The organism is Gilliamella bombi (genome assembly GCF_900103255.1).
GTDB lineage: Bacteria > Pseudomonadota > Gammaproteobacteria > Enterobacterales > Orbaceae > Gilliamella > Gilliamella bombi.
In genome coordinates this window covers 815-24,074 of sequence record NZ_FMWS01000048.1, presented here as the reverse complement: position 1 = coordinate 24,074, position 23,260 = coordinate 815, and the positions used below count along the sequence as shown (strand labels likewise).

The 23,260-nt window shown below is 33.7% G+C and carries 24 protein-coding genes and 1 riboswitch; of the genes, 15 read left to right on the top strand and 9 right to left on the bottom strand.

The features are described 5' to 3' along the window. The 8 genes from recG to uvrD all read left to right on the top strand — a co-directional run bounded on the left by recG (position 1) and on the right by uvrD (position 9,653). Positions 1-2,094 (top strand): ATP-dependent DNA helicase RecG, encoded by a 2,094-nt coding sequence (gene recG / locus B9N71_RS09185; protein ID WP_085165688.1) that lies wholly within the window; start codon positions 1-3, stop codon positions 2,092-2,094. Positions 2,095-2,337: 243 nt separating this feature from the next. Continuing rightward, the gene (gene lptM / locus B9N71_RS09180; RefSeq protein ID WP_167370087.1) at positions 2,338-2,493 is read left to right on the top strand and encodes an LPS translocon maturation chaperone LptM; all 156 of its coding nucleotides are present in this window, start codon (positions 2,338-2,340) and stop codon (positions 2,491-2,493) included. Between the two features lie 21 nt (positions 2,494-2,514). Then, positions 2,515-3,768: a diaminopimelate decarboxylase gene (lysA, locus tag B9N71_RS09175; RefSeq protein ID WP_034912509.1), complete on the top strand. Its 1,254-nt coding sequence runs from the start codon at positions 2,515-2,517 to the stop codon at positions 3,766-3,768. Positions 3,769-3,889: 121 nt separating this feature from the next. Continuing rightward, positions 3,890-4,714: a diaminopimelate epimerase gene (gene dapF, locus B9N71_RS09170; protein WP_085165684.1), complete on the top strand. Its 825-nt coding sequence runs from the start codon at positions 3,890-3,892 to the stop codon at positions 4,712-4,714. Positions 4,715-4,873: 159 nt separating this feature from the next. Next, positions 4,874-5,611 (top strand): DUF484 family protein, encoded by a 738-nt coding sequence (locus B9N71_RS09165; RefSeq protein ID WP_085165682.1) that lies wholly within the window; start codon positions 4,874-4,876, stop codon positions 5,609-5,611. 9 nt (positions 5,612-5,620) lie between these two features. Further along, positions 5,621-6,541: a tyrosine recombinase XerC gene (xerC, locus tag B9N71_RS09160; protein ID WP_370738309.1), complete on the top strand. Its 921-nt coding sequence runs from the start codon at positions 5,621-5,623 to the stop codon at positions 6,539-6,541. Positions 6,542-6,543: 2 nt separating this feature from the next. After that, entirely contained in the window at positions 6,544-7,257 is a 714-nt protein-coding gene (gene yigB / locus B9N71_RS09155) for a 5-amino-6-(5-phospho-D-ribitylamino)uracil phosphatase YigB (RefSeq protein WP_034912504.1), read from the top strand. Positions 7,258-7,472: 215 nt separating this feature from the next. Beyond that, entirely contained in the window at positions 7,473-9,653 is a 2,181-nt protein-coding gene (uvrD, locus tag B9N71_RS09150; RefSeq protein WP_143422102.1) for a DNA helicase II, read from the top strand. A gap of 76 nt (positions 9,654-9,729) precedes the next feature. On the opposite strand, the gene cyaY is transcribed toward uvrD, so the two are convergent. From cyaY to B9N71_RS09120, 6 genes are all read right to left on the bottom strand, one after another. Continuing rightward, positions 9,730-10,041 carry an iron donor protein CyaY gene (gene cyaY, locus B9N71_RS09145; RefSeq protein ID WP_085165680.1) on the bottom strand — a complete coding sequence of 104 codons (312 nt, stop codon included), beginning with the start codon at positions 10,039-10,041 and terminating at the stop codon, positions 9,730-9,732. Between the two features lie 99 nt (positions 10,042-10,140). Further along, on the bottom strand, positions 10,141-10,653 hold the full coding sequence (locus B9N71_RS09140; protein ID WP_085165678.1) for a surface-adhesin E family protein: 513 nt from the start codon (positions 10,651-10,653) through the stop codon (positions 10,141-10,143). Beyond that, the gene (locus B9N71_RS09135) at positions 10,654-11,430 is read right to left on the bottom strand and encodes a hypothetical protein (protein WP_085165676.1); all 777 of its coding nucleotides are present in this window, start codon (positions 11,428-11,430) and stop codon (positions 10,654-10,656) included. Positions 11,431-11,519: 89 nt separating this feature from the next. Beyond that, positions 11,520-12,140: a thiamine diphosphokinase gene (locus B9N71_RS09130; protein WP_085165674.1), complete on the bottom strand. Its 621-nt coding sequence runs from the start codon at positions 12,138-12,140 to the stop codon at positions 11,520-11,522. A gap of 35 nt (positions 12,141-12,175) precedes the next feature. Next, on the bottom strand, positions 12,176-12,637 hold the full coding sequence (gene rimI / locus B9N71_RS09125) for a ribosomal protein S18-alanine N-acetyltransferase (protein ID WP_085165672.1): 462 nt from the start codon (positions 12,635-12,637) through the stop codon (positions 12,176-12,178). Beyond that, positions 12,606-13,013 (bottom strand): DNA polymerase III subunit psi, encoded by a 408-nt coding sequence (locus tag B9N71_RS09120; RefSeq protein WP_085165670.1) that lies wholly within the window; start codon positions 13,011-13,013, stop codon positions 12,606-12,608. Before B9N71_RS09120 ends, rimI begins: the two co-directional genes overlap by 32 nt. 88 nt (positions 13,014-13,101) lie before the next feature. Between B9N71_RS09120 and rsmC the strand changes: the two genes are divergently transcribed. Then, positions 13,102-14,142: a 16S rRNA (guanine(1207)-N(2))-methyltransferase RsmC gene (rsmC, locus tag B9N71_RS09115; protein ID WP_085165668.1), complete on the top strand. Its 1,041-nt coding sequence runs from the start codon at positions 13,102-13,104 to the stop codon at positions 14,140-14,142. A gap of 110 nt (positions 14,143-14,252) precedes the next feature. Here rsmC and B9N71_RS09110 read toward each other — a convergent pair whose 3' ends face one another. From B9N71_RS09110 to yihI, 3 genes are all read right to left on the bottom strand, one after another. After that, a complete protein-coding gene (locus B9N71_RS09110; protein ID WP_085165666.1) occupies positions 14,253-15,062 on the bottom strand; it encodes a hypothetical protein in 810 nt (269 codons plus the stop codon). A gap of 198 nt (positions 15,063-15,260) precedes the next feature. After that, a complete protein-coding gene (gene hemN, locus B9N71_RS09105) occupies positions 15,261-16,631 on the bottom strand; it encodes an oxygen-independent coproporphyrinogen III oxidase (protein WP_085165664.1) in 1,371 nt (456 codons plus the stop codon). Positions 16,632-16,957: 326 nt separating this feature from the next. Then, positions 16,958-17,458, bottom strand: coding sequence for a Der GTPase-activating protein YihI (yihI, locus tag B9N71_RS09100; protein WP_085165662.1), 501 nt, complete (start codon positions 17,456-17,458; stop codon positions 16,958-16,960). Positions 17,459-17,628: 170 nt separating this feature from the next. Between yihI and coaA the strand changes: the two genes are divergently transcribed. The 6 genes from coaA to B9N71_RS09070 all read left to right on the top strand — a co-directional run bounded on the left by coaA (position 17,629) and on the right by B9N71_RS09070 (position 23,071). Further along, positions 17,629-18,564: a type I pantothenate kinase gene (gene coaA / locus B9N71_RS09095; protein ID WP_085165730.1), complete on the top strand. Its 936-nt coding sequence runs from the start codon at positions 17,629-17,631 to the stop codon at positions 18,562-18,564. Positions 18,565-18,582: 18 nt separating this feature from the next. After that, on the top strand, positions 18,583-19,038 hold the full coding sequence (locus B9N71_RS09090; RefSeq protein ID WP_085165660.1) for a DUF1090 domain-containing protein: 456 nt from the start codon (positions 18,583-18,585) through the stop codon (positions 19,036-19,038). 165 nt (positions 19,039-19,203) lie between these two features. Then, positions 19,204-19,248: riboswitch (PreQ1 riboswitch) on the top strand. A 3-nt stretch (positions 19,249-19,251) separates the two neighbouring features. Next, on the top strand, positions 19,252-19,725 hold the full coding sequence (gene queF / locus B9N71_RS09085; protein WP_085165658.1) for a preQ(1) synthase: 474 nt from the start codon (positions 19,252-19,254) through the stop codon (positions 19,723-19,725). A gap of 27 nt (positions 19,726-19,752) precedes the next feature. After that, positions 19,753-20,409: a 7-cyano-7-deazaguanine synthase QueC gene (gene queC / locus B9N71_RS09080; RefSeq protein WP_085165657.1), complete on the top strand. Its 657-nt coding sequence runs from the start codon at positions 19,753-19,755 to the stop codon at positions 20,407-20,409. Positions 20,410-20,455: 46 nt separating this feature from the next. Then, a complete protein-coding gene (locus B9N71_RS09075; protein ID WP_085165655.1) occupies positions 20,456-21,136 on the top strand; it encodes a 7-cyano-7-deazaguanine/7-aminomethyl-7-deazaguanine transporter in 681 nt (226 codons plus the stop codon). Positions 21,137-21,451: 315 nt separating this feature from the next. Next, positions 21,452-23,071 carry a hypothetical protein gene (locus tag B9N71_RS09070; protein ID WP_085165653.1) on the top strand — a complete coding sequence of 540 codons (1,620 nt, stop codon included), beginning with the start codon at positions 21,452-21,454 and terminating at the stop codon, positions 23,069-23,071. Positions 23,072-23,260 lie beyond the last annotated feature (189 nt).

Genomic DNA, 23,260 nt, shown 5'->3' with positions numbered 1-23,260 from the left:
ATGATAAATCGTTTTTTTGACCATTTACCGTTGATAAAACTAACGGGAATTGGTGAAAGTCTAGAAAAAAAGTTCAATACATTAGGTATCTATACCGCTAAAGATCTGTTATTGCATTTCCCTTTACGTTATGAAGATCGTACTTCATCTTGCGCTATTGCTGACGCCAATATTGGTGAATTTACGACAATTGAAGGTGTTATTATTAAAAGCGAAATTGCTTTTGGTCGTAAACAAATGCTAGTTTGTTACGTTCAAGATGATTCTGGTATTGCAATATTACGATTTATGCATTTTACTGCCAGCATGAAGGCTTCGCTAATTAAAGGTAAGTGGATCAGTGCTTATGGTGAAATAAAACGTGGTAAAAATTATCTTGAAATAATTCATCCACAATTTAAATTAAAAACAAGTCGAGACGAAAAATCTACTACGTTAGAAGATGATCAAGAAAGATACACACCTATTTATTCAACTACTTATGGATTAACTCAGGCTGTGATTCGACGGTCAATTATGGCTGCGCTAATTTTGCTGAAAAATAATCCTTCAGAAGAAGTTTTACCTCCACAGCTAGCTTGTCAGTTTTTGTCGGCTTTTGATTCTTTAAATATTATTCACAATCCACCCATTGATACTGAGATTGAACAGTTGGAGTCGGGTGATCACCCAGCTATTAAGCGGTTTATTTTTGAGGAATTGATTGCTTATCATTTGAGTATGTTAATGATAAAAAAACATAATCAAAGACAGCAGGCACACTTGTTTTCCCCGACTCAACACTTGATTAACCCGTTTTTATCATCATTACCTTTCACGCCAACCCATGCTCAACAGCGAGTTGTGCAAGAGATTTATCTCGATATGGCAAAACCAGTACCTATGATGCGATTAATTCAAGGTGATGTTGGTTCTGGTAAAACATTAGTAGCAGCTTTAGCAGCGTTGAATGCAATTGAAAATGGTTGCCAAGTGGTTTTGATGGCACCAACAGAAATATTAGCCGAGCAACATTATAATAATTTTAGTACTTGGTTTGAGCCGTTGGGAATTAGTGTTGATTGGTTGTCAGGAAGATTAACCGCCAAAAATAAGCGACAGCGTTATGAACGCCTTCAAAAGGGTGAAATTACTATGTTAATTGGTACTCATGCAGTATTTGTTGATAAAGTAGAATTCACCTCGTTAGGTCTTGTCATCATTGATGAACAGCATCGATTTGGTGTTCATCAGCGCCTAAGTCTTTGGGAAAAAGGAATTAAAGATCATCTTTATCCGCATCAATTAATTATGACAGCAACGCCTATTCCAAGAACATTAGCCATGACAGTCTATGCTGATTTAGATGTTTCTGTTATTGATGAATTACCTCCAGGAAGAACACCAATTAACACAGTTGTAATACCTAATAATCGCCGAGATGAAATTATTGAACGTGTAAATCAAGCTTGCTTAGCAAACCGCCAAGTTTATTGGGTGTGTACTTTGGTCGAAGAGTCCGAAATACTTGACGCACAAGCGGCTGAAATGCTGGTTGCAGAATTGCAAATGTGTTTGCCGCATTTAAATATTGCGTTAGTGCATGGTAAAATGAAGTCTGATTTAAAACAATCAGTTATGCAAGAGTTTAAAGCAGGAAAAATTCAACTGCTGGTTGCTACAACAGTTATTGAAGTTGGTGTTGATGTTCCTAATGCTAGTTTAATGATTATCGAAAATGCAGAACGTTTAGGTTTAGCTCAGTTACATCAGTTGCGTGGGCGAGTTGGACGTGGCACGGCAGTATCTCATTGTGTATTAATGTATCAAGCTCCTCTAAGTAAAGTTGCTCAAGCACGCATGAAGGTAATGCGTGAAAGTACTGATGGATTTGTTATTGCCCAAAAAGATCTTGAACTTCGTGGTGGTGGTGAAATTTTAGGGACTCGGCAAATGGGTACAGCTAATTTTAAAGTTGTTGATTTGATTCGCGACCAGCATTTGATTAGTGAAATTCAAAATATATCTTATGACATCCAAAAAAACCATCCACAAAGTGCTGAACAATTAGTTGATTGTTGGCTTCCAAATCGTGAAAAATATATTAATGCATAAAACTTAGCTGATTTTTTCTGATAAGTTTTGAAATTATCAATCTGAATCATATTTACAAATTGTGTAACGGTTTATTGCATAGTAACTTGATGTGTAGAATGTAACCTTGTACCTTTAATTTAATATATTTACTTATTGTATATATCTGTTTATGTCCGCATGATGATTTGCGCTTTGCAGCATTGTGCCTATCGTGTAATATAGATAGTATTATAAAAAATGGAAAGAATATGTGAATATTGTATGAAATCAACTATAAAATTGCTCTCTATCTGTTTTGTTACATTGGTATTAGTAGGATGTGGATTAAAAGGTCCGCTTTATCATCCAGTTGAAAAAACAGCAATGCAACAAGCAAAACTAACAACTGCTTCAATTCAATCTGATTTATTTATTTAAATTGCATAATGGAATAAAATGATGGATTTTTTAAATTATCAACAAAATCGTTTATTTGCCAATCAGATAGCGATAGCGGATCTTGCTAAGCAGTATGGTACACCATTATATGTTTATTCGGCCGAATACATAAGTAAACAGTTTTTAGAGTATGAACATGCTTTGGTTAATAATAAACATTTGGTTTGTTATGCGGTTAAAGCTAATAGTAATTTGGCAGTTTTGAGTTTACTTGCAAAACTGGGTGCTGGTTTTGATATTGTTTCACAAGGTGAGTTAGAACGAGTATTAAAAGCAGGAGCAGATCCTAAAAAAATTGTCTTTTCAGGTGTAGCTAAATCAATAGTTGAAATTGAACGTGCGCTTGAAGTTGGTATTAAGTGCTTTAATGTTGAATCTGAGGCTGAATTATACCGAGTTGATGAAGTTGCTAAAAGATTAGGTAAAATTGCACCGATTTCATTGAGAATCAATCCTGATGTGGATGCTAAAACACATCCTTATATTTCAACAGGTCTTCGCGAAAATAAATTTGGTATTAGCTATGAGTTAGCTTTAGATGTTTATCGAAAGGCAAGCTCATTAGCTAACATTAAAATCGTTGGTATTGATTGTCATATTGGCTCTCAATTAACTCAATTGTCACCATTTCTTGATGCTGCCGATCGTATACTCGCTTTAGTTGATAAATTGCAATCTAATAATATTGTAATTGAACATATTGATTTAGGTGGAGGTTTAGGGGTCTGTTATGATAACGAACAACCACCAACAGCATCGCAACTTGTAACCGAACTTAAGAACAAATTAGTTGATTATCCTGATATTGAAATTTTGTTCGAACCAGGGCGTTCGATTGTTGCTAATTCAGGGTTGCTAATTACTAAGGTGGAATATACCAAACACCAAGATAATAACCATTTTGCAATTGTCGATGCAGGTATGAATGACTTAATTCGTCCCGCTCTTTACGATGCTTGGATGAGAGTGTTACCTGAAAAGCAACCACAAACTGGTGATGAATTTTTGGTCTATAATGTTGTGGGACCTATTTGCGAATCTAGCGATGTGTTGGCTTATCAGCGTGAGCTTTCGGTTAAACAAGATGATTTGTTGGTAATTTGTAGTGCTGGTGCTTATGGCTTTAGTATGGCATCAAATTATAATAGCCATTTACGACCAGCAGAAGTGATGCTTATTGATGATAAACAACATAAATTAATTCGCCAGCGTGAATCCTTCGATGATTTATGGCGAGGTGAAGTAGTTTTATAATATTTAACAGGTTATTGAATGCTTAATTATAATAGCATTCCTCTTTTAGTTGATGTTGGTAACCAGTTTAGACTAAAAGTTAAAAATAAAAACATGTTTGACAACAGAAGGTAAACTAGCGATGAACTTTTCAAAAATGCATGGACTCGGAAATGATTTTATGGTTATTGATGCTGTGACGCAAAATGTTCATCTTTCGACAGAAATGATTAAACGTATGGCAGATCGATATACTGGTGTCGGGTTTGATCAACTTCTTATTGTTGAGCCACCTTATGTACCAGATAGTGATTTTCATTATCGTATTTTTAATTCAGATGGTACTGAAGTTGAGCAATGTGGTAATGGGGCTCGCTGTTTTGCACGTTTTGTTCGTTTAAAAGGCCTTAGCCGAAAACGAGTGTTAAAAGTTAGTACCATGAAAGGCAATATTGTTTTAACCGTAAATGATGATAATACTGTGCGTGTTAATATGGGACAGCCTATTTTTGAACCTAACAAAATTCCTTTCAAAGCTATAAAAGAAGAAAAAACTTATATAATCCGAGCACAAGAACAGACTATATTATGTGGTGTTGCATCTATGGGCAATCCTCATTGTGTTGTTCAAGTCGATAATATTCTAACCGCAGAAGTGGCAACACTAGGTCCATTATTAGAGCAGCATGAACGTTTTCCTGAACGTGCCAATATTGGATTTATGCATATTATTGATCGCAATAACATTAATTTACGTGTATTTGAACGTGGGGTTGGCGAAACACAAGCTTGTGGTACTGGTGCCTGTGCCGCAGTAGCAGTAGGCATCAATCAAGGACTATTAAACCAACAAGTTAATGTCAATTTACCTGGTGGCAAATTATTAATTGAATGGAAAGGTGGAAATCAACCACTTTATATGACTGGACCTGCTACACATGTATATGATGGTTTTATTGCTACTTAACTTTAACATCATCCTCCCAATAGATTCTAAAACTTGTTGACAGAAAATAACAAGGCAAAAAACCTTCAGGTTGGGTATTGATTTTATTGAAGTTTTTATCTTTAACCGAAAAAAACAGTAGAAACATGAGATAACACGGTAATACAATAGACGCTAATTATGGTTGGTAAAAATACACAAAATTTAAGAGTAAAAAAAGCTCGGCGATCGTCTTCATCATTAAAATTAAATGATGAAATCGTTTGTCAATATATTATTGATAATCCAGATTTTTTTATGAGAAATGCCCGGTATGTTGAGTGTATGCAAGTGCCTCATCCTGTCAGGGGAATGATTTCTTTACCAGAATGGAACATGGCGCGTCAGCGCAATAAAATTAACCAATTAGAGTGCGAAATTTCATTATTATTGGAACATGCCAGTGCCAACGAATTGTTGTTTAATCAGCTAATGGATCTGCAAATTGAATTAATTAAAGCACAGGATCTAAATCAACTTATTGTTTTATTAAACACATGGGCTAAATCATTAGGACTTAGTGGTGCTTATTTATATCTTTTTGGTGACAAATGGTTGCTTAATGCGCCATCAAATTACCATCATATAGCTTTAGATTCATCACAATTTGATTTTATTCGTGTTAGACATTTCCAGTACAGTCAACAATATTTAGGTACATTAAATTCAACTGAGCTTGATTTTTTATTACCTGATGAACACGGTTATGTTGGCTCAGTGGCATTATCTTTGTTAGGTCGATTTGGTGATTTGGGGCTTTTAATGTTTACTAGTGCTAATCCCGAACATTATCAAGCAGGACAAGGTACATTATTACTTGAAAAAATGAGTGAAATTTTACCAATTTTAATTAGCAGATGGATTATGCGAACAAAATAAGGACATAGCATGATGCAGCCTAATAAAAATGATAATACGGCATTAAAGCTGCCTGTTGATCAATTTTTAAATTATCTAAAGTCAGAAAAGCAACTAAGCTTAAATACTCAGATTAATTATCGACGTCAACTTTATGCGCTTATTTCGTTGGCAAGTGAAGTTGAAATCTCGAACTGGCAAAATTTGGATTCATCCGCAGTTAGATTGTTAATCAGTCGTAGCAAACAGACGGGCTTACAAGCAAGAAGCTTATCATTAAGACTTTCTGCTTTGCGTAGTTTTTGTGATTGGATGGTAAAAAACGAGCAGCTTACCACTAATCCAGCTCGAGGCGTGCTAAATCCAAAATTAGGTCAACACTTACCCAAAAATATTGATATTGACGAAATTAATCAACTGCTTGATATTGATCATAATGATCCGCTTTCTGTTCGTGATAGAACTATGCTTGAAGTTATGTATGGTTCAGGGTTACGCCTTTCTGAATTAGTCGGTCTTAACTGTCAAGAATTGAATCTTGTTGATGGTGAAATTCGCGTAATGGGTAAGGGGAATAAAGAGCGAAAATTGCCATTAGGTCGAGAATCTATCAAATGGATTAAACACTGGTTGTCAATGCGGAATTTTTTAACACCACAAGATGATGCTTTATTTATTTCCAAATTGGGTAAGCGTATTTCACCGCGAAATGTTGAAAAACGGTTTGCTCAGTGGGGAATCAAACAAGGGTTAAGCAGTCATGTTCACCCTCACAAATTACGTCATTCATTTGCAACTCATATGCTAGAATCAAGTGGTGATTTGCGTGCAGTACAAGAATTGTTAGGGCATGCTGATTTATCAACGACCCAAGTCTATACGCATTTAGATTTTTCGCATTTATCTGAAGTTTATGATTCAGCCCATCCACGCGCTAAAAGGGGAAAATAACGATGCACTTTTATCGATCTATTAATAAGATTAAAGCGTTTACTTTTGATCTAGATGATACGTTATACAATAACAGCATGATCGTTGAAAAAGCGGAAGACGAAATGATCAAAACTCTTCAAGGTTATGAACAATTACGCACACTTACTTTACCCGAATATTTTGCTGAAAAGCGTGCTGTACTTGCATCTGACCCTGAAATTTATCACGATGTTATTGTTTGGCGAATTCAAACCATTACATCGCTATTAAATAAAACTAATATACCAGCATCAAAATTTGCTGATGTCATCGATGAAGCAATGAGTTGTTTTAATGTTTGGCGGCACAAGATGAACGTTCCTGAATCAACGCATACACTATTAACTAAATTAGCCACTAAATATCCTTTGGCTGTTATTACTAATGGTAACGTTGATATTAACAAAATTGGCATAGGTGATTATTTTCAATTTTCACTACGTGGTGGTGAACATGGCCGTTCTAAACCTTTTCCTGAAATTTTTGATTTAGCATCTCACAAACTTAATATTCCATCACACTCTATTTTACATGTGGGTGACAATTTATTAACGGATGTTAATGGAGCTATTGATAACGGCTTTTTAGCTTGCTTTATTAATATTTATAATCAGGATATTTTTCAGCTTAATGATACTAGATGTTTACCTCACATCGAAATAACACAATTGCCAGAATTAGAGAATCTGCTATAATTAACCTCCTTATCTGTACAAATAAACAGTAAAATAAATGTAAAGATACGTTTCTTTAGTAGCAATGAAAATTTTTACCTAAGAAGCTTTGTCTTTATTTATGTTCTGTTAGATCACAGTGGACAAACGTATTCGGAATATGATGAAAATATTAATAACGCTTTCAACATTAATGCTACTTGGCGGTTTCTATTATCAAAATAGGTTTGCATATAATGGAAATTAATAAATTATTATTAGATGGCCTAAACACAGAGCAACAAAAAGCAGTTACTACCGATAGTCAATATTCAATTGTTCTTGCAGGTGCAGGGAGTGGCAAAACGCGTGTTTTAGTTCATCGTATTGCTTGGCTTTGTATTGAAAAGAATTATTCACCTGGCTCAATTTTTGCGGTTACTTTTACCAATAAAGCGGCTATTCAAATGCAAGAACGTATTCAAGCATTAGTAGGCGAGGGTTATTTTAATGGTATGTGGGTGGGTACATTTCATGGGCTTACTCATCGTTTGTTACGCATGTTTCCTGAGCAAGCTAAGTTACCTCCTAATTTTCAACTTATTGATACTGAAGATCAAATTCGGCTTATTAAGCGAATTTTTCACGAGCTAAAAATCGACGAAAAACAATGGTCGCCAAAACAGTGTGCTGCTTTTATTTCTACTCAAAAGGAAAAAGGATTCCGAGCGGAAGATATTGTTCCTGAAGATCCTAAACAAGTGATGTGGCAGGCGATTTATCGAGACTACCAAACTATTTGTGATAGAGTTGGATACGTTGATTTTTCAGAATTAATTTTAAGAACGTATGAGCTGCTTTGCCATAATCAAGACGTTTTAAATTATTGTCATCATCGTTTTTGTAATATCTTAATTGATGAATTTCAAGACACTAATAAGATCCAATATCGTTTGGTACAAAAACTGGCAGGTAATACAGCCAATGTAATGATTGTAGGCGATGACGATCAATCTATTTACAGTTGGCGTGGTGCTAATGCGGATAATCTCCAATTATTTATGAACGATTACCCTGAAACTGAAATTATTAGGTTGGAACAAAATTATCGTTCAACTGGTAACATTTTAGATGTAGCTAATAATTTAATATCTAAAAATCAGAACCGATTGGGTAAAAATTTATGGACAGATATAGGCGGCGGTGAACTGATTACGCTTTATATTGGTTTTAATGATATTGATGAGGCAAGATTTGTTGTCAGTCAAATAAAAAAGTTCCATGACGAAGGTGGAAAGTACGCAGATTGTGCGATATTGTACCGTAATAATGCACAATCACGTATATTTGAAGATACATTGTTGCAAGCGGGTTTACCTTATCAAATTTATGGATCTATTCGTTTTTATGAACGACAAGAAGTCAAATTAGCGCTTGCTTATTTACGGCTATTACATGACCACAATAATGACATGGCGTTTGAAGCTACAATCAATACCCCAACTCGAGGTATTGGTAATGTCACGCTAGATAAAATTAGATTGACTGCAAAGCAGTATAATATTTCATTATGGGATGCATGTATAATGCTAATCCAAACCAATGCTTTTACTGAACGGCAAAGCTCTGGGATTGGTCGTTTTTTGGAATTAATAGAATCAATTTTCGATAAAGTAGAGCTTAAACCATTTTATAAACAACTTGATATTATTATCAAATTATCTGGCATATTGCAAATGTATGAGCAAGAGCCTGGTATTAAAGGACAATCAAAGCTGGAAAATCTTGAAGAATTGGTATCGGCCGCTGAGCAGTTTTATCGCTTTAATGAAAATAACCTTATTCAAGATAAAGAAACGGGTAAGGCATTAACTGTGTTAGAATCATTTTTAGCATATACGTCATTAGAAAGCCGAGATGTAATTAGTGAACAAGATACAGTTCAACTAATGACTCTACATTCTGCCAAAGGTCTTGAATTTGATAATGTTTTTATTGTAGGACTAGAAGAGGGCATATTCCCAGACTTAAGATCTTCTCAAGACTTCGATAAACTTGAAGAAGAGCGTCGTCTTGCCTATGTTGGCATTACTCGAGCACGTAAGTATCTAACATTATCATTAGCTCAAATAAGGCGTCTATATGGTCGTGAAGAACGTAATTTACCTTCACGCTTTTTATCTGAATTACCCATTGATAAATTAAATGAAATTAGTTATCAAGGAACAATGTCGCCTGAAAAAATAAAGTCTCCTCCTAAAAAGAAGCCTCAATGTGATGGTTACAAATTAGGTCGTAAAGTGTTACATAAACGTTTTGGTGAAGGAACTATTGTTAATCTTGATGGCGAAGGTGATCATAAGCGAGTACAAATAGCTTTTGTTAATGAAGGTATAAAATGGCTAGTAGTTAAATTAGCAAATCTTACTTTATTGTAGATTTCTTTTAAGTAAAATTTGTGACTACTTTCTTGAACGGGAATTAATTGTTAAACTAATTCCCATTTTTTATATATTATAGCTCAGCTTGTTCTTTTACAGATTCAGAAAAAATTTGATCAAACGACTTGTCGGTGCGATTACAAATCCAATTCTTATCGATATAATCAAAATGATAGCCTTGTTTTTGAGTGGCTAGCCATACCTGAAAGAGTGGTTCTTGGGTATTAATAATGATTTTACTACCATTGGGAAAACTAATGGTGATGACATTGCCGTTTGTTTCATAGTCTAAATCGATGTCATGCTCATTTACATAATTATCCAAGAATAATTCGATTTTGCTGAATAACTGCTCGGTAATGGTATGGAATTGTGTGATATTCATAAAGGGATATTCATTCAAATAAATAATAGAGCGATATTAACATAAATGGATATACTCCGCCACAGCAAGGTGGCAAGAGTAAAAGTAGGTACTGATTTACTATTTAGCAAGTGGTAAGGAACAGGCAATAGCAAGTAATTTGTATTGCTCGTTATCATGAGTGATAGCTATCCAACGGTTTGCTATCTCAATTGTGTTGACTAATTTTCCATCACCAAAATTATTTTCGATTGTTCTAAGTTTTCCTTTTGCTAACTCCATTTTGTCGCAATTGGCATAATATTCGATCTTTATGGAATGATAGGGTGTCTCTGTACCATCATCATTTTTTTGTATCAATGCTGGGCTGTAATTAGTCACTTCACTAAATACACGAATTTTGGAGTTGAAAGGGTGAAGGTTGATCGATTTTCTATCTAAAAATGAATAGCCAATAGTATTATTGTCGTTAGTTTTTGATGTTGGAATGAATTGTTCTCCTACTCTTGGATCTTTTAAACTTTCAACAGCAGTATTTTCATTTGCTTTCGTATCAATATTAGCTTTTTCCCCTGAGGCATGGCTGAATGCTGCAAAAGAAAAGAGAATTAAAAATAAATTGACCTTTTTCATTTAAATTTTTTCTCCATCTTTTGAGTTAGTATCTGTAGGATTAGCTTGTGATTGAGTTTGTTGTTTTTCTTTTTGCATTTTTTCTTGATTTGCTTTAATTCGCTCTTGCAGTTCAGCTTCTTGTTTTTCGATGATTGGTTTTAGATCTGGGCGAGTCGTAAGAATTGTTTCTTTTTCTAAATCGCCTTGAATAGAACAAAAAATACTACTTTGATTATTAGCAGAAGATTCTAAATAAAGCGCTTTATTAATTGTACCAAACCTTGGAATAACACCATCGATGGCATAAATATCATCTTCCCATGTTTTAGATTTTGATTTTCTATCATAAATTTTGGCGTTTGCTATGTAAGTATTTTGGCTATAGTGTAACCAATTAATATGGCTTAAAGCACTTTTAATTTCATCTTGCTTGTTATCAAAGATAAATCCCCAATAAAGAAACTGACCAGATAAAGTAGTTGAAATATAAATATTTTGATAGCCAACAATTTCTAAATCATGATACTTAAGTGGTTTTTTAAACATAACTTTATTTTTGTCGGTTTTTTGAATAGATTCAACAGGAATATAAGTTACATTATCGGGAGTGGTTGCTAAATCAACGTATTGATTTATTGACTCTTGGTGTTTAGATAATTGTTCAAAAAACTGATTATCACATTGCAAAAATGTATCAATTACCTTATCTGTTTCATCCTGTATATTATTTGTTTGGGCAAAAACACAAGAAACGAAAGATGCGCAAACTAGCACAGAAAGTTTTTTGAGAAGCATGGCGAATTTCCTTGAACCACAATTATATTTCTTCTTTTGTAAAGGAAGATTGTAAAGTAATGTAAATATAAATGTCAATTGACATTATTTCAATTCTCAACGAAGACCATTAAATCACCGTTTTTAAAGGATATTTTAATCAAATCACTAATCGCTTTGTTTCTTAAACTCACAACTCCTCCTAGCGATAATGTGGCATCAATTAAGGGGTATTGAAAGCCTGTAATGGTTACACCAGTTACTTTCGAAAATGGCATTAGTGAAATAATATGATCTTTTACATTGGTTATTTCTTGATGATGTTTTGCAAAAAAGAAATGACAATAATTATCATAAAAGGTAATTTGATACTGATGATAATATCTTATTGCAACAGAAATATTCCCCAAAAAGTGATCGCTAGCATGACCACTAGCACCATAAACATCAAATGTTTTCACCCCTTTACCTGCTAAAAACAAAATTGCTTTTTCAAAATCAGTTTTATTTTGGTCAGGTGTATGAATAATTTTAGTTTTAGGTGGAATTGCTTTGTTAGGATTATAGCTATCTAAATCGCCAATAATAAAGTTTGGTTCGATTGACAAAGTCGACAGATAATTATGATAAGCCCCATCTGTGCAAGCAATATAAGTATAATTATCCAAATGTTGAAAGTCATGTTGTGGTGGCTCGCCATTAATAAAAAGTAAAGCTCTATTTTGTGACATTACACTTTTTTCCTTTTGCTCATTTTATTGGTAAATCATAAAGCCAAAGTATATGCCATGATAATAGCGTCTTCTTGTTTACCATTAGTTGTTGGGTAATAATTTTTTCTAATCGTTATTTGGTTAAATCCCAGCGTGTGATAAAGCTTAAGTGCTGCCGTATTTGATTGTCTGACTTCAAGCCAAAGGGTTGAGATTGGATAGGGCGATTTTATCGTTATTAACGCATCTATTAAATGATTGAGCAGCTCTCTTGCTAGTCCTTGCTTTCTGAAATCGGGATGTATTGCAATGTTAAATAAATTTGCTTCATCTGCTACATGTTGGCAAATACAAAACCCAACTATTTGGTTATTAATCGTTATTTTAAAATTGAGATAACGTTCACCTTGGTTTGAAAAGAATGTTTGTTTTGACCAAGGAATTGCATGGCAAATCTTTTCTAATTCAAAAGCTTTTTTTAAATCATGTTCGGTGAGGATGGAAATAGTTTTCATATTGACATAATTGTTGCCATAGTAGGCGTTTTTGTTGTGGTGCTTTTGCAAGCTGATTTAAACTGGTTGTTTGAATAGTTAATGGGTTAATCCAAGACTCATCCAAGGTAATATCAATAAACCAAATTACTGTATTAATTTCATCAGCAGGAATAATTAATTGTTGTGGCGTTAAAAACAATACTTGTTTTTCAGTTAGATGGATAGCATTTAAAATATCATAATAGATTTTTTGTGTTGGTTTTTGTTCTGCAACTACAATCAATCTAATTTCTTCACTTATTTGTGTCGCTATTTCACCTTTGAAAACATTAGCATTCCTCAAAACGTATTGAGTTATGTTGCACTGTTTTAGATACCAATCTTGTAGTGTCATTATTGACTTACTGTTTTTTATTAGAGATTAAAGATAGTTAATTGTATAATCAATGCATCAATTTATAAAGGTTTTTCATTGAGGAAATATGGCAACATCTGCTTTTACCCCAGCAAGTCAAGTACTTGAGCGTCACCAAACATTTTTTAACGATAAAAATGTGCTGATAGCTGGTGATATTCAGGATAGTTATCCATCTATTATGTCGGCAAATCAAGTTAAGATTCATTGCACACAATTTCATACTTATTTACGTCTAAAAGCTAGTGCACGAGGCAATCACACCTATTTTTCATTATTGCCAGAAGCGGATTTTTACGTAGGAATGAATACACTGATTTACTATTGGCCAAAAACTAAAAGCGAAGCACAATTTCAGCTTTCTTATTTATTGCATAATATGCCAAAAGGTAGTGATATTTTTATCATAGGTGAAAATAAAACAGGTGTAAAAAGCGTGGAAGCTTTATTGAATGATTTTGGTACAATTCAAAAAATCGATAGCGCAAGACGTTGTGGTTTATATCATTTTCAGGCAGATAGCCGTTTAGTATTTAATCTTGATGAATGGTGGTTAAGTTATCATTTAACTATTGAAAATCAGAATATTGAAATAAAAAGCTTACCTGGTGTTTTTAGCCAAAAAGGCTTAGATGCTGGTAGTGAATTATTGTTAAATGCATTGATGGATCGTACTGATATTATTAAAGGTAATGTATTAGATGTGGGATGTGGTTCGGGCATTTTGTCCACGGTGCTAGGTAAATTAAATCCTGATATAGCACTAACGTTATCTGATGTAAGCTGTGCAGCAATTGAATCAAGTAAAGCCACGTTAAACCGTAATCATGTTAATGCCACAGTTGTAGCGAGTGACGTTTTTTCAAATCTAAATGATAAATATCATCTTATTGTTTCGAATCCACCTTTTCATGATGGTAAACAGACTAATTACACGGCCGTTAATACGTTAATCAAAGAAGCAAAAAAACACCTAAAATTAAATGGTTATTTGTGCATTGTGGCAAATTCATTTTTACCGTATCAAACCATTTTAGATGAAACATTCAAAAGCGTTGAAGTGATTGCCCAAACGACGAAATTTAAGGTTTATCTAGCAAGCCATTAATAAGTGCTGTTTATTTTGTTTAAAAAAATAGGGCGATGTTATCGCCCTAGGTATAAAATTTAAATATTTAATAACAAACTGATTTCACTATTCTTGATATCATATCTGGATTAAGAGAGAGCTTCTTTTAATGCCTGCATTTCATTATAGGTAAAATCACAGCGCATAAATTCTTGGTCAAGAAGAATAGGAACAGAGTTGCTTTCTCCAACTACGGCCAACACATTACATTTATTTCTAATCTTATCACCTATAATGATTGGTCCACCGTTTGAGTCTTTATTAAAATTGGCTGCATATTTAGCATTTATTCCTTGTGCATTGCTTGCACGATATAAGGCAGTTATTATTTTACCATAAGAGACTAGTTTAACTGGTACAATAACAGGTGTTAATTTTTGCCCGTTAATTTCCTTGATAACTTTTATCATTTTATGTGTTCTTAAGAAACATCCTAAACTCATCCATGTAACCAACAACAACAAAAGAATAAGACCAGTAGTAGCCACAAATACAGTCCGCATATTATCAATAGCTAAATTGATTGTTACTAGTGATGGATCATCGGCCGAAGCGACAGTTACAACTTGATAATTTCCTTTTTTCCCCCCAATGAAAGTATAATCACGCTTAATAACTTGTCCTGTATCAGTAGTAATTTTCACTGAACAGTTATCAACCATACGTCTTGCACGACATGTTCCTTCTACATCATAGTCAACCACAACAGGATTCTGTGATATTTTATAATCATCAATTAATCCAGGATAATTTCTTATGGCCATAAATAAAGCTAACGCAAAGAGAATTATTGCTGCAAGTAATCTTCTTATTTGATGCATTGAGCCTTCTTGCTTTAAATTCATGACTTTTAAAGGGCGAGTTGGAAATACTTCTACTAATTTATTCATCAATGCCATTTTATCAATATACTCCTTATTAAAAATAAAAATTTCATGTCTAAGGCTAAAATTGTGAATTTAAAAGCTAACCTTTAATCACAATAAAATAAATAATTTATTTATTATTTTTTATTAAATTAGAATAAATATTATCATAATATTTACTTTGTAGGAATTACTCATATTGTTTACGGCAATTTGACAAACGACTTCAAATTAAATAACCCTAGAAAACTGCTGCTGCCTTGCCATTTTTCGCATATAAATATCAAAGCACATACAAATATTGCGTATCAATAAATGTCCTTTAGGTTGGACTTCGATTATATTGTTATTGATTGTCACTAATCCATCTTTTTGCAATGGAGCTAGTAATTTTAAATCTTCGGAAAAATAATCATCAAATTGAATTTGGTATTGCTGTTCAATGACATTTTTATCTAAATGAAAATGGCAGATAAGCTGTTTTATCACATCACGACGAATCTTATCGTCACGATTTAAGGTGAATCCTTTCCATAATCCATGTCCTTTTTGCTCAACCTGAGTTTGATAGATTTTTATATCTTTCTGATTTTGCGCATAACTATCACCTAACATACTAATGGCCGACACACCAAGTCCAAGTAAATCAGCATCGCCTTGAGTTGTATACCCCTGAAAATTACGATGCAATTTATTTTCTTGTTGAGCAATAGCTAATTCATCAGAGGGCTTAGCAAAATGATCCATACCGATAAAGTGATAACCAGCTTCGGTTAACTTTTTAATGCTAGTTTGTAGGATCTGCAATTTTTGATTGGCATTAGGCAAATCATCATCTTTAATTTTTCGTTGGGCAGCAAAACGGCTTGGTAAGTGGGCATAATTAAATACACTTAAACGATCGGGAGAAATCTCAATCACTTTATTAAGCGTTTCGGCAAAACTTTCAATGGTTTGTTTTGGTAGGCCATAAATTAAATCTAAACTAATTGAGTGAAAATTATTTTTACGTGCTTGATTAATAAGAGACCGTATTAATGTTTCATCTTGTTCACGATTAATTAGGCTTTGGATTTCGTGATTAAAATCTTGAATTCCCATACTTAGCCTATTAAAACCAACACTTGCTAAATGGTCAATTGTTTGTGGTGTAATTTCACGCGGATCAATTTCGATGGATAGTTCGGCATTAGCAACAAAATTAAAATGCTTTTTTAACGAGGTAATCAATCGAGTAATTTCAGCATCGTTTAAAAAAGTTGGTGTACCACCACCCCAGTGCATTTGTGTTACCGTGCGATGTTTAAATAATTTTGCACGTTCGGCAATTTCAATATCTAAAATATCAAGGTATTTGGTAACTTTTTGTGTTTGGCGAGTAATAAGTTTATTACAACCACAAAAATAACAAAGCTTATGACAAAACGGAATATGTACATAAAGCGACAACGGCTTTGTAGGATAACGAGTTGCTACCGATAAAAATTCCTGCTCATTAAATTTTTCGTTAAATTCAAGTGCAGTAGGGTAAGAGGTATATCTTGGGCCAGAATAATTATATTTTTCAATTATCGCTTGATCCCATAATTGCGTATCAGTCATGCTTTTTACTTCCACTTATGTCTATCTTTAGTGTTGTTATTTTTATGAATTTTTACTATTGCTTTTTGTTGGTTCTTGATTTTGGTTTTAATTTTGATTCGATTAGTTTTATTTAAATATAACAATGTGCAAATCAACAACCCAAAATATAAACTTAACATAATTAATATTGGCACTATGATTTGCTCACTGTTAATTATTAATTGACTGAATAAAAATAATGGATTCTAAGCTTAAATTATCAGTAGGAATATAATCCAATAGATTATATTCCTACTGATATCAAGACACACACTATCACGATTGCCGATTATATTTTACTATCATTAGTTTCGTTTTAATAAACTAACAATATCTTCTTTCTTTTCGTCTAATTCTTCAAAATCATCAAAGTCTTCATCAGTATAACCAAGCTTTTGCATCAGTTCATCGATACGATTCAATTTTCTATCAAGATAAATTTGTTGATCTTTAGTGAGTTTGACATTTTGCTCGACTAGATCAAGTAACATATCTAATTTTGGATCATTCTCTAACTGTTCTAATTCTTGTTGTGGCGATAAAATCGTTTTAATTGGTTTAGATTGTTTAACAGGTTTTTCTATATTGTTAGAATCTTCAACAATTAAAGAAATAGGTTTTTTGCTACCCACTCTTGGATCTTTGGTTGTTTTTGTCGAATTTTTATTTTTATTATTATCTAGCTTATTAAAGCGAGAGCCACTTGGTAAACCTTTGTGTTTGCGTTTACGCTTCAGTTCCCGAGATTCTTCATTAATCTCTTGACGGCTTTTTTTAGCTTTCTGTTTTGATTTATTTTTTAACATAAAATCTCTGTCTAATATTAGGGTTAATCATTTTACAAACGTATTTTATCAGTAAGTCCAGAATATAGCTATGATGATGACGTCATGCTAATTTAAGATTGTAAAAAAAGAAATTTATGTATAATCTGAGTCAAATAAATTTGTTAGATCGAATTAGAGAACAATATAAAATGAAAAATCACTTAAGCCCTTATCTGAAATTTAATCGTCAAGAATGGGCTAGCTTACGTAATACTGTACCAATGACTTTAACTGCAGATGAATTAGTTTCGTTACAAGGTATTAATGAAGATTTATCCATGGATGAAGTGAGTGAAATTTATTTACCTTTATCTAGATTACTTAATTATTACATCAGCAATAATTTTAATCGGCAAGCTGTTTTATCTAAATTCTTAGGTAAAAGTCAAAAAACACCTTACATTATTGGCATTGCAGGCAGTGTTGCTGTAGGTAAAAGTACTACCGCTAGAGTACTACAAGCATTATTAACCCGTTGGCCTGAACATCGCAAAGTATCTTTGGTAACAACTGATGGTTTTTTATATCCAAATAGATATCTTGAAGAACATGGAATAATGAATAAAAAAGGGTTTCCTCAGTCTTACGATATAAAAAAATTGCTTAATTTTGTTGCTGATATAAAATCAGGACAGGCACAAGTTAAAGCACCCGTTTATTCTCATTTAGTTTATGATATTGTCGAAGATGAAGAAATCGTTATTGATAGTCCTGACATTTTGATTCTTGAAGGTTTGAATGTACTGCAAAGTACACTGAATTATCCACAAGCGAATAACCGAGTTTTTGTTTCGGATTATGTCGATTTTTCAATTTATGTTGATGCTGATATGTCATTATTACATGATTGGTATGTAAATCGGTTTTTAAAATTTAGGGAGGGTGCATTTAGCGATCCTAACTCTTATTTTAATCACTACTCAAAACTTCCAGAACATGAAGCTACAAATATTGCCAATCGTATTTGGCGAGAAATTAATGAATTAAATTTAGTTGAAAATATTTTACCTACAAAAGAACGAGCGAACCTTATTCTAACTAAAGGTAAAGATCATAAAGTCAATTGTGTTCAATTAAGAAAATAAAATTAAGGAAAAATTCGTATGAAATCAGTAATTCGGTTAATAAGTAAATTGAGTGTCATTACATTAGCTATCTCATTATCATTTGGTGCTTATGCTTCAAATGAACAACTAAAGGGACTTACGTGTGAAAGCAAAAAACAGGCTATTGAAAAACAGATTGATTATGCTAAAAAAAATAATAATTCTCATCAAATCCAAGGGCTTGAAAAATCATTACGTAACTTAAATAAGCATTGTTCAAATGATGATTTAGAAGCCAAATATAAAAAAGAGATTAACGAAAAATCAAATAAAGTGGCTGAAAGAACTAAAGAATTAGAACAAGCAAAATCAAAATCAAAATCAAAAGCGAAAGATAAAGATAATGAACAGAAAATTGTCAAACAACAAACAAAATTAGCTGATGCTGAAAAAGAACTTAATGAAGCTAAAACTAAATTATCTGATTTTTATAAAGAATTGGGAGCGAAATAAACGATATCAGGCAGAGTATTTCCCGATTCTTGATTTATTTGCTCTTCAACGATATTTTATTATTAACACCATCAATAGTTATTGTTGACGGTGTTAGTTTTACATTTTTTATAAATCTATTGTCATACTAGACTTTTTAAAGCAAAAAGAGTATGGTGTGCGCCTTGTTACGTGGTTCGTGAACCTCCCACGCTAAAAAACTAAGGAAAAATAATGAGTAAAATTACACTACTAGGCGATCAGTCTGTTCGCTATCCAACAACCTATTGTCCTGAAATACTCGAAACGTTCGCTAATAAACATCCGAATAACGATTATTTTGTTAAATTTAATTGCCCAGAATTTACTAGTCTTTGTCCTATCACAGGGCAACCTGATTTTGCGACAATTTATATTTCATACGTGCCCAATATTAAAATGGTCGAAAGTAAATCGTTAAAACTTTATCTGTTCAGCTTTCGTAATCATGGCGATTACCATGAAGATTGCATTAATATCATTATGAAAGATCTGATTAAATTAATGGATCCTAAATATATCGAAGTCTGGGGAAAATTCACTCCGCGAGGTGGCATTTCGATTGATCCTTATGCCAATTATGGCAAATCGGATACTCATTGGGAACAAGTTGCGGCTAATCGATTAGCCAATCACGACATGTATCCAGAAAAAGTGGATAATCGCTAATCTAATCTATCCAAACAGGAACAGTTAATGCAAACTCGTAAAGCACTAGTTATATTTTCTGGTGGGCAAGACTCAACCACTTGCTTACTGCAAGCCATTGCTGATTATGGACGTGAAAACGTTCAGGCAATCAGTTTTCGCTATGGTCAACGCCACGCAATAGAGCTTGAAAAAGCCAAATGGATCGCAGATGATCTTGGTATTGAGCAAACTGTCATTGATACATCAGTTATCAAACAAACTACAAATAATGCGTTGATTGATGACGCTCAAGAAATTAAAGCCGCTCAAGATGGCGATTACCCTAATACCTTCGTTGATGGGCGTAATATGCTTTTTTTACTTTTGGCTGGCTGTCATGCTAAGCAACAAGGAATTTCTGACATTATTATTGGAGTTTGTGAAACCGATTTTAGTGGTTATCCAGATTGCCGTGATGTCTTTATTAAATCAATGAATGTATCAATGAATTTAGCCATGGACTATGCGTTTAATCTCATCACGCCACTGATGTATTTAACCAAAGCGCAAATGTGGGAAATGGCTGATAAACTAGGTTATCTTGATTATGTTCAAAAACATACCCATACCTGTTATTACGGTGTTGAAGGGGGATGTGGTAAGTGTCCTAGTTGCTTGCTGCGTGATAAGGGCTTAAAAGAATATATGGCTCAAAGTAAATAGATTAACCAACAACTGGGTTCTCTCACCCCATTAAAAAGGAAAAAAGATGTATTTGAACACTCATTCAGAATCGATAGAAACAAACTTTACCCGTAAACAACAGCAAAAAGCCCTTTACTGGTTGGCCTTTTTTCATATTTTAGTTATTGCTTCAAGTAATTATTTAGTCCAAATCCCGTTTGATATTTTTGGTTTTCACACCACATGGGGGGCATTCACTTTTCCGTTTATTTTTTTAACTACCGATCTGACTATTCGAATTTATGGTGCTAGTTTAGCCAGAAAAATCATTTTTGTTGTAATGATTCCTGCATTGTTATTTTCATACCTGATTTCGGTACTATTTTTTGAAACCCATTGGGTTGGATTATCAGCATTGACGGAATTTAATAGCTTCGTATTTAGAATTGCATTGGCAAGTTTTGCCGCTTATTTAGTTGGTCAACTAATGGATATTACTGTTTTTAACTATTTAAGAAAAAACAGATCATGGTGGGTTGCCCCAACAGCATCGGCAATATTTGGTAATGGTATTGATACTATTGTTTTTTTTGCTATCGCATTTTATCAAAGTAACGATGAATTTATGGCAAATCATTGGATCGAAATTTCGTTAATGGACTATAGTTTTAAAATTCTAATTTGCGGATTATTCTTTTTGCCACTTTATGGTGTCATTCTCAATTTTATCCTAAAAAAGTTAGTTGCAATGCCTAAAAACAATTAATCATTAAAATCTAAATTTTAGTTACTCACCTAAATAAACATAAACTCATTTATTTTTTTGATGAGTTTTATGTTTAATATTGAAAAATACACTAATATTTCACAACACTCAAAGGTCAATATAGCCTTTTATCCTGCGTCGGGCAGCCGAAGGCTTCATTCTGCATCCTGTGCTAGGTTTTTAGAAAATTTCGCCAAAAACTAGCGCTTTAGTATTTAGTTAGCTATAATTTTGATTATTTTATGGCAAAACGCAGCTCATTAAAAAATAAACAACTATAAAAATAAAACACAAATTAACAGGAGGTTAGATATTGTGTGCTATAATAATAACAGGCATTGGCAGTGCTATACCTTAAATCTATTTAAGTTTTACCGTAATCAAAAACAAACTCCATTTTGCTTTTTATTATCAAATCTAGCGAAATCGCCAAGATTGCCGTCGATTTCCAACTTGTTATCCAAATTAGCCATAGTTTTTGCACCATTGTTGTTATTGCCATATTCAGTGAGTTCGCAGGCGTTGTTAGCTCGGACCTCACAGGTTATTAACGGCTCTGCGCCGTATTTGACGCTTGATGGTGGCGTCACTAAATTAACTACAACTGATGATTTAATAAGTATTAAGTTATCGGACGGTCAAGTTTTCACTCCACAAAATAATAACTCAGCGATGACGCCAATTCATTTACCTAATGCAGGTGATACGCTTGCTAATATTGAAATGATAGTTCCACCATCAACCGACTCTGTGAGTATAAGTAGCTTGGTAACACAAGGTAATTGGGGAGATGATGATGGAGATGGACAGGGAGCTAATAGTGTCACTGCGACAGGGAATATATCAGTATCGTTTACTGATAAAAATAGTAATGCCGTTAGTCGCAGTGATATATTAGATATTTGTAATGCACCTTATAGGATAACATTAAGTAGTACGGATGCTACTTTAGAAACAAAGTATGGTGTGCCAAATAGAAGTACTTTAAATGGAAATACGGTGTCATATTATATCAACCCAAATTCACAGCAGCCTAAAGTTTGCTATGTAAGGCCTCGTTTGATATTTGGTGGTACTAATTTTGCTGGAGATAATCCTCGCTTTGCGGGTCCATCTAGTATATGGGATCCTACTAAAGGTTTTTTAACACAGTCAATTAATCCATCTTCTTATAGCCTTAATTTTCCCACTACGGGGGCAGATGGATTATATTTTGATTTGGATATAGGCGGGGTAGATGCAAGTCAGTTGACCTGGTCTTCAAAAACTCAAGGAGAGATAACTGCAACAGTGAATTGGGTAAAACCTCGTTCAGACTCATTCACCATTCCATGCCGATGGTGCACGGGCACTACTACATATGATGATTGGATTATAGATAAATCCAAAAACGTAACGCGAGTAACGTTAAATGGCCCTAGGGCGAATAATACCCAAATACAATCGAGTAATCCTAGTCGACTTACTGTGCCATTTTTGCCGCAACTATTTGTGTTGGAAGGGAAGAATAGTAGTGGTGTGGTTGTTAAATATGGATTTGAGCTAAAGCAGTGGTTTGTCCATCGGGGAGAAAAATATACTACTGTTCCTGAGCAAGCAACTTGGTGTAGTAGTTTGGGTTATCGTTTTTCGAAGATAAGAGATTTAAGCAATGCGAAATGTGGTGTGAATAATGCTTATTTTCCATGTATAAGCGACATAGATGGCTCCACGCCGTCGTCCGGTAGTTTATATTACCAACGTCAAATAGGGGCAGGATTTTTAAGTGAATGGAGTGATGTATCCTATTACGGTGATGTGGCAGGTTTTGGTCGTGGTGATATTTGGACGAATGATGCGGTATCAAATACAACTCACTTATATATTCACCGTAATGGTTATGTGGATCAGTGGGGCACCTCTGGAGGTGGCTATGCTGTTTGCACCGTACCTTAGTGTTTAGTTCTTAATCCTTGAACTGTGGGAAGTTTATATGTAAATAGAGAATAATCAACCAAAGAACTGTAAATCCCCCAAACTTAGTACACAACTCACGTAGAAAATTAAGCTGCTTGTTTTAATGTTTTATATTCGAGCAGTGTCATGTTATTTAACGCCTCATGTGGTCTTTCGGTGTTATAAATC

What these genes read in the sequence shown, in the direction of transcription:
- recG (WP_085165688.1), top strand. Translation starts at nt 1, where the DNA reads ATGATAAATCGTTTTTTTGACCATTTACCGTTGATAAAACTAACGGGA.
- lptM (WP_167370087.1), top strand. Translation starts at nt 2,338, where the DNA reads ATGAAATCAACTATAAAATTGCTCTCTATCTGTTTTGTTACATTGGTA.
- lysA (WP_034912509.1), top strand. Translation starts at nt 2,515, where the DNA reads ATGGATTTTTTAAATTATCAACAAAATCGTTTATTTGCCAATCAGATA.
- dapF (WP_085165684.1), top strand. Translation starts at nt 3,890, where the DNA reads ATGAACTTTTCAAAAATGCATGGACTCGGAAATGATTTTATGGTTATT.
- B9N71_RS09165 (WP_085165682.1), top strand. Translation starts at nt 4,874, where the DNA reads ATGGTTGGTAAAAATACACAAAATTTAAGAGTAAAAAAAGCTCGGCGA.
- xerC (WP_370738309.1), top strand. Translation starts at nt 5,621, where the DNA reads ATGATGCAGCCTAATAAAAATGATAATACGGCATTAAAGCTGCCTGTT.
- yigB (WP_034912504.1), top strand. Translation starts at nt 6,544, where the DNA reads ATGCACTTTTATCGATCTATTAATAAGATTAAAGCGTTTACTTTTGAT.
- uvrD (WP_143422102.1), top strand. Translation starts at nt 7,473, where the DNA reads ATGGAAATTAATAAATTATTATTAGATGGCCTAAACACAGAGCAACAA.
- cyaY (WP_085165680.1), bottom strand. Translation starts at nt 10,041, where the DNA reads ATGAATATCACACAATTCCATACCATTACCGAGCAGTTATTCAGCAAA.
- B9N71_RS09140 (WP_085165678.1), bottom strand. Translation starts at nt 10,653, where the DNA reads ATGAAAAAGGTCAATTTATTTTTAATTCTCTTTTCTTTTGCAGCATTC.
- B9N71_RS09135 (WP_085165676.1), bottom strand. Translation starts at nt 11,430, where the DNA reads ATGCTTCTCAAAAAACTTTCTGTGCTAGTTTGCGCATCTTTCGTTTCT.
- B9N71_RS09130 (WP_085165674.1), bottom strand. Translation starts at nt 12,140, where the DNA reads ATGTCACAAAATAGAGCTTTACTTTTTATTAATGGCGAGCCACCACAA.
- rimI (WP_085165672.1), bottom strand. Translation starts at nt 12,637, where the DNA reads ATGAAAACTATTTCCATCCTCACCGAACATGATTTAAAAAAAGCTTTT.
- B9N71_RS09120 (WP_085165670.1), bottom strand. Translation starts at nt 13,013, where the DNA reads ATGACACTACAAGATTGGTATCTAAAACAGTGCAACATAACTCAATAC.
- rsmC (WP_085165668.1), top strand. Translation starts at nt 13,102, where the DNA reads ATGGCAACATCTGCTTTTACCCCAGCAAGTCAAGTACTTGAGCGTCAC.
- B9N71_RS09110 (WP_085165666.1), bottom strand. Translation starts at nt 15,062, where the DNA reads ATGGCATTGATGAATAAATTAGTAGAAGTATTTCCAACTCGCCCTTTA.
- hemN (WP_085165664.1), bottom strand. Translation starts at nt 16,631, where the DNA reads ATGACTGATACGCAATTATGGGATCAAGCGATAATTGAAAAATATAAT.
- yihI (WP_085165662.1), bottom strand. Translation starts at nt 17,458, where the DNA reads ATGTTAAAAAATAAATCAAAACAGAAAGCTAAAAAAAGCCGTCAAGAG.
- coaA (WP_085165730.1), top strand. Translation starts at nt 17,629, where the DNA reads ATGAAAAATCACTTAAGCCCTTATCTGAAATTTAATCGTCAAGAATGG.
- B9N71_RS09090 (WP_085165660.1), top strand. Translation starts at nt 18,583, where the DNA reads ATGAAATCAGTAATTCGGTTAATAAGTAAATTGAGTGTCATTACATTA.
- queF (WP_085165658.1), top strand. Translation starts at nt 19,252, where the DNA reads ATGAGTAAAATTACACTACTAGGCGATCAGTCTGTTCGCTATCCAACA.
- queC (WP_085165657.1), top strand. Translation starts at nt 19,753, where the DNA reads ATGCAAACTCGTAAAGCACTAGTTATATTTTCTGGTGGGCAAGACTCA.
- B9N71_RS09075 (WP_085165655.1), top strand. Translation starts at nt 20,456, where the DNA reads ATGTATTTGAACACTCATTCAGAATCGATAGAAACAAACTTTACCCGT.